General features: G+C 59.8%; 17 protein-coding genes and 2 tRNA genes. All 19 read right to left on the reverse strand.

Annotated elements, in window-relative coordinates:
• Nucleotides 1-3 precede the first annotated feature (3 nt).
• The 19 genes from GNX96_RS28925 to GNX96_RS29015 all read right to left on the reverse strand — a co-directional run bounded on the left by GNX96_RS28925 (nucleotide 4) and on the right by GNX96_RS29015 (nucleotide 14693).
• Complete coding sequence (locus tag GNX96_RS28925) at nucleotides 4-1020, reverse strand: phage tail tube protein (RefSeq protein ID WP_279581747.1); 1017 nt, start codon at nucleotides 1018-1020, stop codon at nucleotides 4-6.
• Between the two features lie 175 nt (nucleotides 1021-1195).
• On the reverse strand, nucleotides 1196-1714 hold the full coding sequence (locus tag GNX96_RS28930) for a hypothetical protein (protein ID WP_163571034.1): 519 nt from the start codon (nucleotides 1712-1714) through the stop codon (nucleotides 1196-1198).
• Entirely contained in the window at nucleotides 1711-2556 is an 846-nt protein-coding gene (locus tag GNX96_RS28935; RefSeq protein WP_163571036.1) for a phage gp6-like head-tail connector protein, read from the reverse strand. Before GNX96_RS28935 ends, GNX96_RS28930 begins: the two co-directional genes overlap by 4 nt.
• A gap of 1296 nt (nucleotides 2557-3852) precedes the next feature.
• The gene (locus GNX96_RS28940) at nucleotides 3853-4578 is read right to left on the reverse strand and encodes a hypothetical protein (protein WP_279581748.1); all 726 of its coding nucleotides are present in this window, start codon (nucleotides 4576-4578) and stop codon (nucleotides 3853-3855) included.
• A 53-nt stretch (nucleotides 4579-4631) separates the two neighbouring features.
• Nucleotides 4632-5081 carry a hypothetical protein gene (locus GNX96_RS28945; RefSeq protein ID WP_163571040.1) on the reverse strand — a complete coding sequence of 150 codons (450 nt, stop codon included), beginning with the start codon at nucleotides 5079-5081 and terminating at the stop codon, nucleotides 4632-4634.
• Between the two features lie 254 nt (nucleotides 5082-5335).
• Nucleotides 5336-6058: a hypothetical protein gene (locus tag GNX96_RS28950; protein WP_163571042.1), complete on the reverse strand. Its 723-nt coding sequence runs from the start codon at nucleotides 6056-6058 to the stop codon at nucleotides 5336-5338.
• An 18-nt stretch (nucleotides 6059-6076) separates the two neighbouring features.
• The gene (locus GNX96_RS28955; protein WP_163571044.1) at nucleotides 6077-7264 is read right to left on the reverse strand and encodes a phage major capsid protein; all 1188 of its coding nucleotides are present in this window, start codon (nucleotides 7262-7264) and stop codon (nucleotides 6077-6079) included.
• The gene (locus tag GNX96_RS28960; RefSeq protein WP_163571046.1) at nucleotides 7227-7481 is read right to left on the reverse strand and encodes a hypothetical protein; all 255 of its coding nucleotides are present in this window, start codon (nucleotides 7479-7481) and stop codon (nucleotides 7227-7229) included. Before GNX96_RS28960 ends, GNX96_RS28955 begins: the two co-directional genes overlap by 38 nt.
• A gap of 139 nt (nucleotides 7482-7620) precedes the next feature.
• Nucleotides 7621-8262 carry an HK97 family phage prohead protease gene (locus tag GNX96_RS28965; RefSeq protein ID WP_163571149.1) on the reverse strand — a complete coding sequence of 214 codons (642 nt, stop codon included), beginning with the start codon at nucleotides 8260-8262 and terminating at the stop codon, nucleotides 7621-7623.
• A 110-nt stretch (nucleotides 8263-8372) separates the two neighbouring features.
• On the reverse strand, nucleotides 8373-9374 hold the full coding sequence (locus GNX96_RS28970; protein WP_163571151.1) for a phage portal protein: 1002 nt from the start codon (nucleotides 9372-9374) through the stop codon (nucleotides 8373-8375).
• Nucleotides 9375-10209: 835 nt separating this feature from the next.
• Nucleotides 10210-10545, reverse strand: a complete 336-nt coding sequence (locus GNX96_RS28975) for a hypothetical protein (protein WP_163571048.1) — start codon at nucleotides 10543-10545, stop codon at nucleotides 10210-10212.
• Complete coding sequence (locus tag GNX96_RS28980; RefSeq protein ID WP_163571049.1) at nucleotides 10508-11080, reverse strand: hypothetical protein; 573 nt, start codon at nucleotides 11078-11080, stop codon at nucleotides 10508-10510. The genes GNX96_RS28975 and GNX96_RS28980 overlap by 38 nt, the downstream gene beginning before the upstream one ends.
• A gap of 368 nt (nucleotides 11081-11448) precedes the next feature.
• Complete coding sequence (locus GNX96_RS28985; protein WP_279581749.1) at nucleotides 11449-11733, reverse strand: HNH endonuclease signature motif containing protein; 285 nt, start codon at nucleotides 11731-11733, stop codon at nucleotides 11449-11451.
• 57 nt (nucleotides 11734-11790) lie between these two features.
• Nucleotides 11791-12519: a hypothetical protein gene (locus GNX96_RS28990; protein WP_163571053.1), complete on the reverse strand. Its 729-nt coding sequence runs from the start codon at nucleotides 12517-12519 to the stop codon at nucleotides 11791-11793.
• On the reverse strand, nucleotides 12519-12668 hold the full coding sequence (locus tag GNX96_RS28995) for a hypothetical protein (protein WP_163571055.1): 150 nt from the start codon (nucleotides 12666-12668) through the stop codon (nucleotides 12519-12521). The genes GNX96_RS28990 and GNX96_RS28995 overlap by 1 nt, the downstream gene beginning before the upstream one ends.
• 309 nt (nucleotides 12669-12977) lie before the next feature.
• A tRNA-Met gene (locus GNX96_RS29000) sits at nucleotides 12978-13051 on the reverse strand.
• 131 nt (nucleotides 13052-13182) lie between these two features.
• A tRNA-Trp gene (locus GNX96_RS29005) sits at nucleotides 13183-13254 on the reverse strand.
• 211 nt (nucleotides 13255-13465) lie between these two features.
• Nucleotides 13466-14176, reverse strand: coding sequence for a hypothetical protein (locus GNX96_RS29010; RefSeq protein WP_163571057.1), 711 nt, complete (start codon nucleotides 14174-14176; stop codon nucleotides 13466-13468).
• Nucleotides 14177-14330: 154 nt separating this feature from the next.
• Entirely contained in the window at nucleotides 14331-14693 is a 363-nt protein-coding gene (locus GNX96_RS29015; RefSeq protein ID WP_163571059.1) for a hypothetical protein, read from the reverse strand.
• Between the last annotated feature and the right edge of the window lie 18 nt (nucleotides 14694-14711).

Below are 14711 nucleotides of genomic sequence, written 5' to 3' on the forward strand. Positions count from 1 at the left end.
ATATTAGACCGCGGTGTCGGTGGAGATATACGTGATCTGGATCGGGTTGTTGACCTGGTCGTCCAGACCCGTGAACGGCATCGTCATGCTGCTGAGAACGTCCGGACCACCGATCTTCGGGGTTTCGCCATCGAAGTGGATGTTCGGGATGATGATGTCCAACGTGTAGTTGCTGGCGCCGATCGACGGACCGACGAATGACACTTCGAGGGCCACGGCAGCGTCGGACGTGAACAGGTCGTATACCGCAGCCTGCGTAACAAACTCGACATCCAGCTGGCCAGTCAGCGCGTGAGTGGCGTTTTCGATCTGCTCGGCCTTGCGCCCGTTCGAGCCGTAGAAATAGCGGTCTGCCTTGAACGGGTTACTCTGCTTGATGCTGCAGTTGGTGACACTGGCGATGTTCACGCCGCTGGCGACGGACGTGACTCCCGACGTGGTGGTGGCGGTGCCGCCGAGCAGTAGGTTTGCTTGCGCAAAATGGAACTCGCTAGCCACCGGGTACGACGCGGTTGCCAGCGCCGGACCAGCCGGCGACGTGTTGGGATTGAGCTCGTCCCACGCGTCCACGGTCAGCTTGAGGGTGGCGATCTCCCCTTCTTTACACGAAATCTCCCAGTCGGAGAACTTGACTCCCGTGTATGTGATGGGGATGACGGTTCCGTTGGTCTGGGGGACACCCTTTTGGACCGTCATCGTTTTGCCCTGTAGCGAGCCCGGGGCGTGCACTTGCTTGTACGCGCCGGTTACGCCGATCTGGACGGCCGTAGCCGAGAAGGACCCCAGCATGTTTTGCAGGAGCAGCCCGAACCCCTTGTTAGCCACGTTAAGGTCGAAGCCGCCATTCACGTCGCGCTTAACGTATGCGCGTCGTGCCGCCCGATCATACTGGCCACCCGCGTGAAGGCCTTTGCCCTCGACCACGGTCTTTTTCAGCTCGTGCGTCTCTGAGTTGAACTCGAAAAAAACGCATACCTGAGGTGGTTGGCGTGCCGGGGGTGACTTCTTGTGCGACGCCAATTTGAGCGCTTAGCCCAGAACCGATCGGCATAGTTACTCGCTTTCCGAGCTAGTGGACTGCTCGCCGGCAACCGGAAAGCCCTGGTCTGCGAGAGACGCCGCGGCGTTCTCGTCGGTCACTTCGAATTCGGCTCCGGGATCGACTCGTAGACGCAGAGACGGAAAGACGAGCTCGTTACCGGTATGGTTGATGAATCGCATTTGTTCCCTTACGCGCGAGCCCGGACTTTGATAGTGAAGTGATGGAAAAGTGTGACGTGCCCTGGTTGCTTTGCTGCTGCCAGACAACTACGTCGCTGATTGCGAGCCATAAGACGGCGGACCCCGGCGGGCCTTGCCAAGAATTCGCGTCACGCAGAGACTGGACAATCAAGCCCGTCAACATCTTCGCTTCCGCCCGACGAGTCCGCAGGCTATGATCGCCGCGGCGAACCTGAAGTACGCACGGAATTTCGATCGTTTCATCGCGATTGTTTGAGGTGGGGTTGCCTAAGAACGCCCAGTCTTCCGGGGCTTTGGCCGAGTCTGCTTCCGCAGGCAGGTTCCCGTCCCACCCGACGTACAAAAGCATCGGCTGGGATACGTCGGTCAGCGGTGGTCCGTCGACAATGTAGACCGGAAGATCGGCCGGCCATTCGATTGCCGAGAACGTATCGACAAGCCAATCAAGTACGTCGAATATCTGCGTGCTCATGCGATGCCCGGCACATTCATGCCGTCCAAAATGAGCAGTTCTTTGGCCCGATTAGGGATGCTGTACGGACTGCCTTGGATGACTAGCTGACTGGTGTCGCCAGGAAAAGGAAGGCCGCCACCACCGTTTTGGGTCTGCCACAAATGCTGACCGATGATCATCCCGGCTAGTTTCGCGTTATCCGGAATTGCGGAGCGGCCAGCCGTGTAGGTGATGACGCCCGACTGAACCCAATTCAGATTGACAGACACCGACCCGGTCAAGGTATCTACGGTTACCTGAGTCGGGTCGGATACATTGACCACTGAGCCGTTGTCCGGCACGATTGAGACGACAGACACGAGTGGCGACTTACGCGGAACGATTACTCCGCCAAAACCTACGCCTTGGTAGCTCGTGAAGCGCTCGGAGAAGGTTTTGACGCTGATCGGTCCGATAAAGAACTCGACGATGCGGGTAGCGGCTCCGAGATATGTGCGCAGCTCGCCATCGTCCAAGTAGTCAGAGTTAATGGCCGGGTTTCTGTTCAGCTGTTCTTTGAACTCTTCCAGCGACGCGACTTGGACAGCGAATGGCGCAACCGAAAATTGACCCGGCTCCGCTGCGACAACCGTCCCGGTACTGACCCACGAATATGTGTATGTGCCGGCGAGCGTTGCCACTGTCGTAGCTTGATATTGTCCAGATCCCGTTACGCCAACGTGCGCAACCGCCGGGGTGTCGGTGGTTGAATCAGGACGAGTGACTGTCAGCGTCGGCGTTGGCGTTGCGTCGACCGGTGTCCCTGTGTTGTCGCGAACCGTGGTCGCTAGACTTACGGCGTCGCCGATGTCGTATGGCATTCAAGCAACCCCGATGCGGTTGTGTTGGCTAGGCCAGAACGTTCGGCTCGGCCAGAAAAAGTAGGTGAGCTTGATCGAGGCTGTAAGGAGCCTCCGAAAGGTCCGGCAGCCACAACCCCGTTGGGGGCGGACAGTTGAATCTCAGCGGGTTGTCCGAGTACGACTGCGATCGCCGAAACAGATCCGGCAGGTGCCGCAACGAAATCCGCTGCGGGAACTCCTGAAATTCGAACGGCGCTGATAATTACGCCAGGCAGGGCTATTGACCCGATACCGGCAACCGGCCCACTGACCGATCCGCCAGCCGCGACCGTTCCGACAGGCGCTGCCGCAGAGACATTCGCAGTCGCGCCTGAGATCGTGGCCGCCGCGGTTGCCGAACCCGCAAGGGCGGATACCACGATGCCCGAGACCGGACCGAGTATCGAGACGCTCGCGTTGATTAGGCCGGACGGCGCGTGCAATGCGGAATCAGCTGGGGCTGCTGTCAAAGCCGCGCTGCCGGACGCTGCCCCAGCGGGTGCCGAAAGCTGTATCGCGGCTAGTGTGCCTGGTACCGCAGATGCTGCATTTGCGACGCCCGCTATTGCGGAGACCGCAATGCTGGCAACTGCACCGGTCAGCGCGGAACCGGCGCTTACTGAGCCAGTTGGCGCGGCCACGGCAGAGTCGGCGTCGCTGCCCGTTACCGAGGCAGGAGCCGCTCCGGAAGCACTTCCAGATGGGGCAGCCAAGCTGATGGCCGAGACAGTGCCGACAAGCGCTGTAGAGGCTTTCGGAGTTCCTGCGGGGGAGCGGCGAGCGAGGCTGCAGCAACTACGCCGGTGACCGCTACGGCGGCTGAAACAGCGCCTACGGGCGCTGAATAGGTACCCGCGGCCGTCACGCCAGCCGCTGCGCCGGAACCCGTTGCGGTGCCTGCGGGGGGGGCGGCTGATGTGGTGTTAGCGCTTACCCCGGCGATAACTGCCGCAGCGGTAGGCGCTCCCACAGGGGCGGTCAGCGCGATGTTCTTGACGAGTCCAGCAACTGTCGCCGCGGCGGAGACGGCAGGAGTCGGCGAGGCCGTTGAAATAGCGGCTACAATTCCGCTTACCGTCCCGGCTCCGGATACCGTTCCAGCGGGAGCAGCTACGGCAATGTTCGCGCGCACGCCGACAACCGATGCGGCGGCAGTAATCGTGCCTGCCGGAGCGGCGGTCGCGGTGTTAGCCACGACGCCGGCGACTATTCCCGGATTAGTGATGATCAGGGACGGGATTAGATTAGGTAGCGTAGGCATCTACAGCGGCCGCCCTACGTGTAGTACTTTAGGACACCCGAAATGGAGGCCGTAGCCGTCACGGCGGCAGTGCTTGTCACGCTCTTGATCAGCAAGGTTTGCGCGCCGGTCGACGGCGACGCCAGAAAGCAAACTTTGGTGGTGCCGTATGTGCTTCCGTCTGGCAGACTCACCCAGCGCAGGCCGTCGCCCGACATTACCGTCCCGCCAAGCGAGATATTGAATGCGGTTCGCTGGTTTGTCCCTGTGTACGTCAGCTCAAACACGGCCTCGGCGAGTTGACATGCCGCAGGTACCGTCGCTGAAAACGACACTACCGTGGTCGCCGTGGCGCCCGTGACTACCGAAGCAGATCCGGAGAACGCCTGAAACGTGACCAGGTTGGACAACGTGTTGTTGTTACCGTTTACAGTCTTGTTAGTCAAGGTCTGGCTATCAGACGTGCCGACAATCGACCCCGACAATCCGTGGACAACCCCGGTCGCATTTACATGCGTGTTGGCTTCGGTATAGTCACGAGCAGTGACCTCGTGCAGCACCTGCACGCCGTTGCTATGAGCGACGCCTGTTGAGCCGTCTGCCCCGCGGGTCACGTTGAAGTTGTTACCTGAAACCAGCGAAGTTACGTCCACTACTTCCTGGTTGGTCAAGCTACCCGGCTCGATCACAGCCACAAACGGGAATGACGTAGGCCAGCCGGTTTTAGAAGTCAAGTTCATCGTAGCCACGACGTTCGTCATAGACGACGCGAGTGTTGTGGCGGCCGCCGCGTTTACGTAATTCCGCGTCGTCATTAGCTACCCGTCAGCGTCAGCAATCCGCTGCCGGAAATCGTCAGAGTAAATGAGGCACCCGTGCTGGAAACCGTGCCGCCGAAGTCCCAATAGCAGATCACCGGGTTAGTGCCCGCGCTACCTGGGGTGCTGTCGTAGAACAGCGCATACGCTGCGGCAATAGTGCTCGTGGTCCACACCGGGTTTGCGCAGGTCAACGTATATACGTGTCCGGAGACCGAACCCGAAATACTGGTCAGGGCTAATCCGCCAGCCGTGTAGCCTGTACCCGACGTTTCCACGCCGACGCCAGCGGTTACTACGTCCGAATAGAACTGAGCCGTGTCCTGGCTCGTGGTGACAGTGTATGAGGACAGCAACGCGACTTTCAGTGCGTCGGTCTCCAGGTTGACGAGCTTTTTCGACATCGACGTGCCGAGTTTGGTGTAGGTATGTGCAACAACTGACATGAGTTACTTTCTCGCCGCACGGCGGGGCTGGGGGCCGGAAACGGCCGCAGTTTCTGGAAGCGGCGCAGCAACAGCCGCCTCGACAGAGACCGGCGTTTCGCCGCCATGCACGTCGTGGCCGTAATAGTCGCGCAACACCGCGGCTACAGCTTCGGCGCCTTCTCGTCGACCAGCCGCAGCAAGCGCCTTGAACTCGGCCAAATATGCAGCGATAAAGTCCGCCCGTACATCACGTAGCATCGGTAAACGTTTCCTCACGTAAGGGCTTCGACATGTTCGAGATCGGGCAGCAACGAGTAATAGTCGCGCTTTAGTCGTTTCCGACTTTGTGTGCGTTGGTGGGTGCGATGCTCCATACGCAAATCCGTGAAGTCGGCCGCTGGTTCGAGATGCTGCAGGGACTGATTACCCCGCATCACAGCCTTGTGGCCATTCAACGTCGCGGTGTACACGTAATGCGCTTGCTCTACGCCTAGGTCAGGCAGAGCTCGGAACAGACGTCGATCGGCGTTTAGATAGTCGCCGCGGGTGTCCACCAACTCAGCAACGGCTGCTTGGGATTCTCGCTCCCACAGCATCAACTCAGCGACATTGTCGCTGGTTTCCGCGAGCCGGCGTCGCGTATCGCTGGGGATCGAGGTAAGAACCTCGTCTGCATCAATTACGAGATACCAGTCGTCTGGATCGGCGAAGGTTGCGGCGAGACGGAACATAAAGTCTCGCTTACCTACTTCACCGGACCACCACGGAAGGCGCGGGGCATGGATAGTGCATCCAATACCCGCGCCCGCCGCGGTGCGATTGATGATCTCGGCTTGCTCTGTGCCACTCGCCGGCTTAGCCAGCGCTCCCGGAAATTCAGCGTACGCGCCGTCCACCGCGACCAAATGATCACAGAGTCGGGCGGCGCTGGCTACGCATTCTGCGAGCCACGCTGGATCTTCTTCGTACCAACAAAGTAAGCCGATGATCTTCATCGAGGCCTTTCGGCTAGATTAGGCGCCTGAACCGTCGAACACCGGAGCCGCCAGAGCGGAGCCGCCGATTTCAACGACCGACTGCGGGTACCGCGCGGCCGAGAACGCCATGTAGCCGTAGATCTGCAGCCGAACCGACAGGTTGGTTGACGCCGCGTCCAGCAGAACGCGGGTGCGGATCGGCGACTCCCACAGCAGAAGGTCGGTAGAGCGCAGAACGTGAATAACGTCCTCGTTGGTACCGGCGCCCAGCGTGGTCGGCAGGCTTGGGTCAGTCACGACCGGCAGGCCCTGCAGCGAACCGACAATTTCCTGAGAGGTAACGCTGCCAAACTCGGCGAGCGAGTTCTGCGGGTTGCCCGAGTTCGGCACAACCAGCGGGCGGCCGCTCGTGTCGAACGCGGCCAGGAACCAAGCCCAACGCCGCGGGTGCATCACGATGACCTGCGGAGGCAGGAACCGGGAAGTCTGCACGCGCTGGATGCCGTCAGCCACCTTCGCGTACACGAGCTTGACGTTCGAGGCGCCTGAGGTTGCGACGATCGTAGTGATTCCGGAAGTCGCGCGAACGCCAGTGACCTGACCAGACGAGCCCGAGCCGGAAATGACCTGCAGATCCAGCTTGGTGGCGTAATCCGCAGTCATGTCGCGGAAAATGACCTGGTCGAAGTTGATCGGGCTCTGGTCTAGCAGCTGAATGGCGACATCCTGTTGGCCGGCGATAGTGCGAACCGGAGCCGAAACAGACGTGTCGGTGAGATCCACGGAACTAACAGCCGCGTTGTCTGCGGTCTGAGCCGCAACGGCGGTGCCGGTGTTGACCTTCGGGATGTTGATCGAGTCAGTACCCGGCGGCAGCGCCTGCGACGTGACAACGTTCGCGTACGCCCGGCCCGCACGAGCCAGCTCGATGAACTGGCTCATCAGCCAGACCGGAGGGACGAAGTATCCGCCGGTACCGTCAGTACGGTTCAGCGCGCGGTACTCAGGGCTGGTGGCAACGTCAACGGCGTGGCGCTGGAGGCGCTGCATCGACCGGCCGTCGTCCATGTTGGCCTGCACCCGCACGAGGTCCTGTAGGTAGCTGTTGCCGTTGTTCTTCTCGTAGACGCGAGCCTCGTTGGTGACAGATGCGCTAGCCTTGGCCTGACGCACCTTGATGGCGCCTTCAGTGAGCTGCTTGTCTCGCTCCAGCTCGTCGGCCATTTTCGGTGATTCGCTCATCATACGAACGAATCTCGGCGTCTTTCAGCTTAATGCTGGCCGCCAGAGCGCGGAATTCCGCCTCTTCCTCGGCAGACAGATCCTCGCGGGCCTCTTCGCCGGCAACGTCCACGATCGCCTTGCGCTGCGCAAGCAGCGTTTCGCGCTCGGTGTGGGCGGTTTCGCGGCGAGCAATGAGCCGCTTGAGTCGCTCGTCCATTGACGAGCCTCCAATACATCGGGTGGGTTTATGGGTTGCGGCTAGTGCCAAGCCGGCTTGTAAAGCTCGCCCACCCAGTGCCAGGGTTCGACGTTTTTGTTTTCTTGTCGACGATCAGTGCCAGATCGTTTAGCGGGATCTAGTCGGCGATCTCTTCGAGTAACGCCCTAGCTTCAGCGAGCGACATCGATTTACGTTGCGCTGCTGGCGGTGGCGTGAGAGATACAGAAAGACCCGCAAGTTTTTCGCGTACAGCCACCAAAAGGGCAGGATTCGACGAGCGGAGCTCGGCTAGTGCCTCATCTGGTTCGACGTCTGCGAGGAAGGCGAGCGCCTGGTCCAGGCTACGAACTTGCGCGGAAGTCGCAGGGTTGGCGCCGAAGTTAACCACCGACACATCGCCTTTGTGAAGGGATACCTCGGTAAGTTTGCGCTCGGTCTCGTCGTCGTTCCACTCGTCACGTTTGACTCGAAACCCGAAACTCATCTCGTCCATGTCCCCGCGCTGCATTTTGGTCTGCAGGCGCTGAACGTCAGGATCGTTGCGGTCTAGATTCGCTTCCACGTGAAGCCCATGAGCGTCGGTAGACAACTGCAGAGTGCCTGATTTGGTCCGGGCGAGTGGCATACCCTCGTGGTTAATGAGAAGATGAAGGTCCGGCTTTTGAGCCAGCGTTGTCTTGAACGCGTCCGGATCAACCGACTCAGTCCAACCGAAAGGTGGACCGCCATAAACGTCGTATCCGTTACCGAACACCGACGCGTAGCCGGTCAGCGTCAGATTCCAGAGTCAGTGCTGCGAAATTCCAGAGCCGCGGCGACGCTTCGACGTTCGGGAGAATCGATCAGAGTGCGACGATCAACCATTGATTTACTCCGTTCACAAGCCGCCTACGTTCCGGGCTCGTCTGTGTCCGGCTCGTTTGCGTTCGGGTCCGGAGTCTGTGATGCAGGGGTGACGGCCGCCTCAGCCAAGGGCAGCGGAGTGTAATCTTGACCGCCACCGCCCGGGATCGGTGCCCAGTCTTCTAGAGCACGCTGTTCGTCCAGGTTCTGCAGTCCGATATTGCGGGCGATCTGGTAATTAGCAAATCGGGTTGCCGAGTCCGGCCGGCTCAGTGCGTCAACGTTGAATTTCACGTATTGACCGCGGGGCAACAGCTTGGATAAGGCTTCTTCGAGCGGAGCCAGCCACGGCATGATAGTGAATCGAAGAAATTTCAGGTCGTGCTGTTCTTCGTTGGCGTATTTGATCGTGCCGGCGCTGCCAGTATCTCCACCCACGTCTTTCGGATCGACGCCGTATACGCTAGCGATTTGCGTAGCCGTCAGCTGCATCGTTTGAATGAACTGAGCTTCTTGAGGTTTGACGGATACGGGGTTATACGTCCAGTCTTTGCCGTACACGATCGGCTCGTGGCTTCGGATTGCTTGAACCAAGCGGCCCTTGATTACGTTGGCGTCCGTCTGGCTGACTTCCATCTCCGAGTTAGTGAAAGTGCCAGTAGGCACGCCACCAGACTTGAACCAGTCATACGAGTACTGTTGCGCGGCCAAGCCTGTAGCTACCGACGTGGCGAACGCGGCCATCGGCGACATCCCCCACACGCGATACGGCATCGGGAACCACGGAATGTGGACTATGTCCGCCGTCGGGATCTCAACTCCGCGCCAATACCAAATTGGGTCGCTAAACGAGCCACGGCCGATTAACTGACTAAGCACGTCTTCGACGAACACATCGTCAGGGTTTAGCCACTCGATGTGTGTCGGATACTCGAGATTGTCTCGCTCGATGATTATGCCCACGGCGTTGCCGCGGTAGATCATCGACGTGATCATTCGGAAAAGCCAGTCCCGAAGACCGCCGGTAGTGGACGGGCTAGTCAGCAGGCTGCCGTTAGTTTAGCGGAACGCGGGAGCCGTCAGCGGTTTTCCGATAAGTCTGCAGCGGCAACATACAGATGGTGGACGCGATGATACGTCCGGCCGCGAACACCGGAGCTAGGCGCATCGCTGTTTCAGGCTGCATTGCCAGCTCGCCACCGACGGCGGACGTGCCAGGCGGCGGAACAGAGCTGGATTCAAACATCCGCTTTTCGGAGACATCCGCAGATGCCTGACGGCGGAAGGGATTACGCATGTATGTGCGCCTCACTTAGCATTCGAGATCCTTCCGTTACCAGATCGATCCCAGAACGTCATACGACGGCGAGGACGCCAAACCAAAAGCTGCGAGAGTGACTGCTACGAGCGGACTGATATCGGTGTTGCCTTTACGCTGCCATGCCCAGGCGTCTTGCAGAGGCCGTTTAGACGCGGCGGCTACAGCGTCGTTTAGTTCCGGTTGCCCGATGTGCCACAGCTCGCCGTTTCGGATAGCGTCGTATAGCGAACCGCATGCCTGGGCCATTTCGCGAGCCGACGTAGTCACCACCGGAATGCCTGCCGCGGTCAGCTCTACAATCAGCGAGGCAGCGGGGCCGGCGGAGTCGATAACGACAGCCTTAGGTCGACACGCTGTGACCAGTTGTTTGATGCTTTCCACGACCCACCCCGGTTCCCGGCCGGCGGTCTACAAGCTCGACGTGCACGCCACCGGCAGTGCGCCGTCCGGCTGACCCGATCGATGCGCATTGACGATCTGGGGGCACGTCAAGAGCCAGTACCACGGGATTTTCGGCCTCAGAGGTCGGATCTAATTGGTCGCGCCACAGCTTGGCATCGATCACCGAGCCGGTAGAGTTTCGCGGCCAGACAGAAAGGCGTTCGCGGGCGAAATCCGCGCGTCGCTCAACGCTTCGCGTTCTTTTTCGATGAACTCGACGGAGATCCTGTATCCCAAGGCGGGGTTAGCCACCGCCCAGGCTTCGCGATCATCCAAGTCGGACCACTCTTCACCCGGCGACCATTCCAGCCAGGCGAGAGATTTACTCAGGCCGGCTCGACCGCGGTCCCGCACTGACGTGAAGTGCTCTGCGTCGTTTTCCGGTGCGGGTACTGTTCCGGTGTAGATGATCTGTGGGTTAGGTCGAGCAGACAGTGTAGGGAGCAGCGCGGCCATTGCGGCCAACGGCAGCTCTTGCGCCTCGTCCAAAATCATGGTGTCGCCAGAGAAGCCGCGCGCCCGACGAACGGGATCGCGCCATGAATCGGAGACGTGTGCCGTCGCGAAGCTCGATGCCTTCTTCGCCGTGTGCGGTTCTGATCATGTGCACGCGCCGGCGTAACGCGTCGGTGTTGTCGATCAGCGCCTTGATTCTAAGAAACGCTTCCTGAGCGGTCTTGAACTCGTGCGCAGAGTGTACAATGAGTTTATCGCCGAACAGAAACAACCCAGCTAGCTCACGAGCTTCGATAATCGCACCCTTGCCGTTCTGGCGAGCGACTAGAATTCCGACTTCGAAGGCTGACCATTTACCGCCCGGCTTCTCGCCCAGCGTGTCGTCCAGCGCGAGGCGCTGCCACGGATCCAGAAACAGGCCAGCAGAAGCGGCTAATTCAACCGCTTCGAGGCCGGCAGATGAGACGTATTCAGGTACATTACGAACCCGCGGCCTTTGCAAGGCGAGCTGCTCGCCGGACTGCGATATCGTCAACGCCGTCTCCCTTGGCCGTTGTAGCGTTGGCTAAGAGATCGGCCATGTAGTTGCGAAGTTCGCGAGCGACGGCAGCGGTTTCCGAGCCCTTGTCGTAGCCCGCATCTAGTCCACGAGCCAGCGTCAACGCGGCTTGGGCTAGGGCGGAGTTCTGCTCGTCCTCAGAAAGCCTTTGGAGGTCGTGCAACACGGCATCTTCAACCTTCACGCCTTGCCGACCCTTCACGATGTCCTATTTGTACCGCTCAAGCCGGGCCGACAAATCGGACATGTCGGTCAATTCGGTCTCCAGGCACGTGGGGAGAGAAGGCAAAACAGGTGCCGGTCATGCGGTAGGTTTTGTAAAAAAATCTTGGCTTGGTCTTCCGTCACGTTTGTCGATACCAGTCGCGCGAACGCGGCGAGTTTTCGACGACGACCTTTGTGTTCAAGGCTTCGGCGCGCGCGTGTCCGCCTTGTCGAGCGGTTCGGATGGCGTGGCAACGTGCGCACAGCGACCGCAGCATCGCGGGGTCATACCGTTGGGTGTCGTAGTCCGTGCCGTCGATGTGGTCGACAGTGTTCGCCTCTACCCCCACCACACACACCACGGATTCGCCTTCAGGTGGGTCGCCCGCACCTTGCGCCATCGTGACGTGGAACCGTTCGCCCACGAGGCAGGCTTGTGCGTCCACTTCTTGTACCAGTCGGTCGGCCTTTAGTGTGCGTAGTTATACGTGCCTCAGTACTTCGCCCTTGAGTGCCGCGCGCGACGCGCTGTCTGCACGGACGTCGAATTTGCTGCCCGCATCCGTCCAGTAGTTAGCGAACTGTGCGGGCTGCCATCGGTCCAACCACACGCACATATCCGTGATCCACTGAGCCCGCCGCGGATCGGCGATGGCGCCAAACTCAGGCAGCGCGACAGCGCTAATGCCGGCTGACAGCGCCCAACTGAAGGCCGACGCGCACAACGCCTCTGGACTGAGCCACTGAGACGGCACGTCCTGATACACGTCTAGCCCGAACACGTCAGGCAGCGTGTCGGGCAGGTACCGCTTAGGGTCTTCGATAGCCCAGCGCCATGGTCCGTTGGTTAGACACAACATGGTCGTGACACTGTGGCTTTGCGCGTGCTCTATCCAGTGGCTGAATGCAGCGAACCACGCAGCATACGTGATGGTTCCTGCTCGGATAAGTGAGTCCGGCTCGTGCCAAATCGTCACGACCGAGCCTGCAGGCAGCACGCTGTATAGCTTCGCCCAGGCCGCGTCTAGTCGTCCGGCGGCTTGATCAGCGAGATTCGGTTTGGCGCTCAGCACGATACGGCCTGCAGTGCCCCGCGGAACCGAGTTGGGCACGGCGCTGGCGTAGACCCGTGAGAGCTGCAACGGAACGGCAAGCTCTGCGGCTAGCTGTTGGCCGGTCTGCTGCGCATAGGCGCTAGCTGAGACGATCATCAGATCTGCGGGGCGTGCGCGTAGCAAACGAGCTCGACGATTTCAGTTCCATCCGAAGTCAGACCCCAGAGGCGCTCAGCGACCGCGATATTGCCGTCATGCTCGACGCAATAGGCGGTGGTGGTGTCTTCGTCTTCGTCGTCTGACACAGGTTCTCCGAATGCTGCTATGGTAGAACGGCATCCCGTCACCCGGGGGACAGTTGGCAAACCGATCTGGGTGGCGGGATGTTTTACGTCAGAGGGGGCAACGGCATATCGCAGCCTGAACGACGCTCCCACGCCGGCCCCTTGTCCTACGTATGCTCGCGGCGAGGATGGGAGTCCTCATTGCTCGTCCAGATACGCAGGCTAGTCAAATCAGAGGTCGGCCCGCAGACAGGATCTGTTTCGCCCTCGCGGTACCGACTTGTCCAGGCGCATCTAGCGGAACCTACCCGCTGGGCATTTCCTGACTCGTAGCGCGTGCTGGATTTGAACCAGCGACTATCGGGATATGAGCCCGCCCCGCTACCAGACTGCGGCAACGCGCTATGTTTACGAACCTGTCCCGGATTCGAACCGGGTTATTGGTCGGCACCTTCCCGCTAACTACCCGCGGTCGAACCAAGCAGCCAAAACCTTATTTTCTTGGGCGGCAGTCCATCTGCCGTACAGGTCCAAGCATCCAGAGCAGGAATCGAACCCGCATAAACGGTTTTGGAGACCGTTGCTCTACCATTGAGCTATCCGGAACTGTCACGATAGTAGCGTTAGAGCCTACGTATATGACACTGGTCGATAAATAGACCCCGCGCTCAAGCAACGGGAGAGGACGAAGCGAGCGCGGGGTCATAACCGGCCGGGAATTTGAACCATTCAACCGGCGGGCTAGATTCGGGTGGGCGCGCGCGTAGACTCACATTAATCGGTGCGCAGTACTTGACGGCACGTTCCCCTATATATTACTACCTGTCAATTAGTTCATTATCGAGGGATTCCGCATAGAAATATAGAGACCATTCTCTAAGTGACTCTAGCGCCGAGTCCTTAAGACGGCGGAACTCCCATTCGGATATGCCCATTCGCGGCCCTCCCAGCTTCTCGCTGGTTTTTCGCCCCGTCTCCATGCCCGACCAGATGCGGACCGCACGAAATTCGTCAGATGCGAGTACCCCAGCACTGAGAGCTTGTTGAAGTGCTTCTTCCATGCGGGCGTTGTCTGAATCAGCGGAGCCGAACACCGGACGGCCGATCTCCGTATGATCAGATCCGGCTTGCCGAGTCGCTAGATCGGCGGCGACCCTGGTCCGCTCACTTTGCCTGTCGGTTCTGAATACGTTCGAATCACCCGCGCCCTTGGTCCGATGGTTTGCGATCAAATAGGCAGCGAGCCGCCGATAGTGGATGTTGAATCCACCAATGAGCCGGCCGAGTTCAAGGGTGGTCTCGTCAGCTATAGCCTCCCAAACGGCCAGCAACCCGCACGCGTAGAAGTCGTCCAGAAGTTCTGGTAGTTTCCGGGCCGACAGATACGCGCGCTGCCAAGCGATCGGCTCCAATGCGCTTACGAGCTCCGATACGGCCTTGTCGTCTCGCGCGGCTGCTGCCTGCAGCAGTTTGGGTGTCTCTTCTGGCGTTAGGTCGATTCTGCGGTTCACGCGGATGCGCTCAGTCATTGCGGGTACGCGCTTCTAGTTTCTGGTCAAGCAACGAGTCCACTTCTAGCATGATTTCCGTTGCCCTTTCTATGTTCATGTCGGCGATGGGCTTTCGCGCGTCGCTGCAGTGCGCGACGTATCAGCCAGTCAATCGGCTTCCGCATGTCCGCAGTCATCGCTCCCTGAGTTTCCGGAGCTCCACGAGCTCGAACGCGAGTTTGCGGAACATGCGCAGTGTCATCACGACGTAGGCGTCGGCGACTGGCTTGCGAGCGCGTTTGACGACCGCGACGCCGTAATCAGTGCCGGCAACCGCGGCTTGTTTCTCGGCGCCTTCTACGCCTTCACGTACGCCGTCTGTGACGTTGCGATAGTTCTTGGCCTGCAGGGTGAAATCACCCGGACCGATATCCACGTCGCCGTCGTCCAGGTAGCCGTGCTGGATTTTTCGGGCGGCCCGTAGTCCGCCGTCCTGTAGAAATCGCACTATAGCGGTCTCGAACGCTGTGCCTTTTGCCTTGTTAGCGCTGCTCATTTCGGCCGCCGTTTCGCA

Source organism: Fodinicola feengrottensis (assembly GCF_010993775.1).
In the GTDB taxonomy this organism is placed as follows: Bacteria; Actinomycetota; Actinomycetes; order Mycobacteriales; family HKI-0501; genus Fodinicola; species Fodinicola feengrottensis.

Coding starts and splice junctions, on each gene's coding strand:
- GNX96_RS28960 (WP_163571046.1), bottom strand. CDS start 7,481: ATGGACGAGCGACTCAAGCGGCTCATTGCTCGCCGCGAAACCGCCCAC.
- GNX96_RS28945 (WP_163571040.1), bottom strand. CDS start 5,081: ATGTCAGTTGTTGCACATACCTACACCAAACTCGGCACGTCGATGTCG.
- GNX96_RS29015 (WP_163571059.1), bottom strand. CDS start 14,693: ATGAGCAGCGCTAACAAGGCAAAAGGCACAGCGTTCGAGACCGCTATA.
- GNX96_RS28940 (WP_279581748.1), bottom strand. CDS start 4,578: ATGACGAACGTCGTGGCTACGATGAACTTGACTTCTAAAACCGGCTGG.
- GNX96_RS28935 (WP_163571036.1), bottom strand. CDS start 2,556: ATGCCATACGACATCGGCGACGCCGTAAGTCTAGCGACCACGGTTCGC.
- GNX96_RS28975 (WP_163571048.1), bottom strand. CDS start 10,545: ATGGCCGCGCTGCTCCCTACACTGTCTGCTCGACCTAACCCACAGATC.
- GNX96_RS28990 (WP_163571053.1), bottom strand. CDS start 12,519: ATGATCGTCTCAGCTAGCGCCTATGCGCAGCAGACCGGCCAACAGCTA.
- GNX96_RS28950 (WP_163571042.1), bottom strand. CDS start 6,058: ATGAAGATCATCGGCTTACTTTGTTGGTACGAAGAAGATCCAGCGTGG.
- GNX96_RS28930 (WP_163571034.1), bottom strand. CDS start 1,714: ATGAGCACGCAGATATTCGACGTACTTGATTGGCTTGTCGATACGTTC.
- GNX96_RS28955 (WP_163571044.1), bottom strand. CDS start 7,264: ATGGCCGACGAGCTGGAGCGAGACAAGCAGCTCACTGAAGGCGCCATC.
- GNX96_RS29010 (WP_163571057.1), bottom strand. CDS start 14,176: ATGACTGAGCGCATCCGCGTGAACCGCAGAATCGACCTAACGCCAGAA.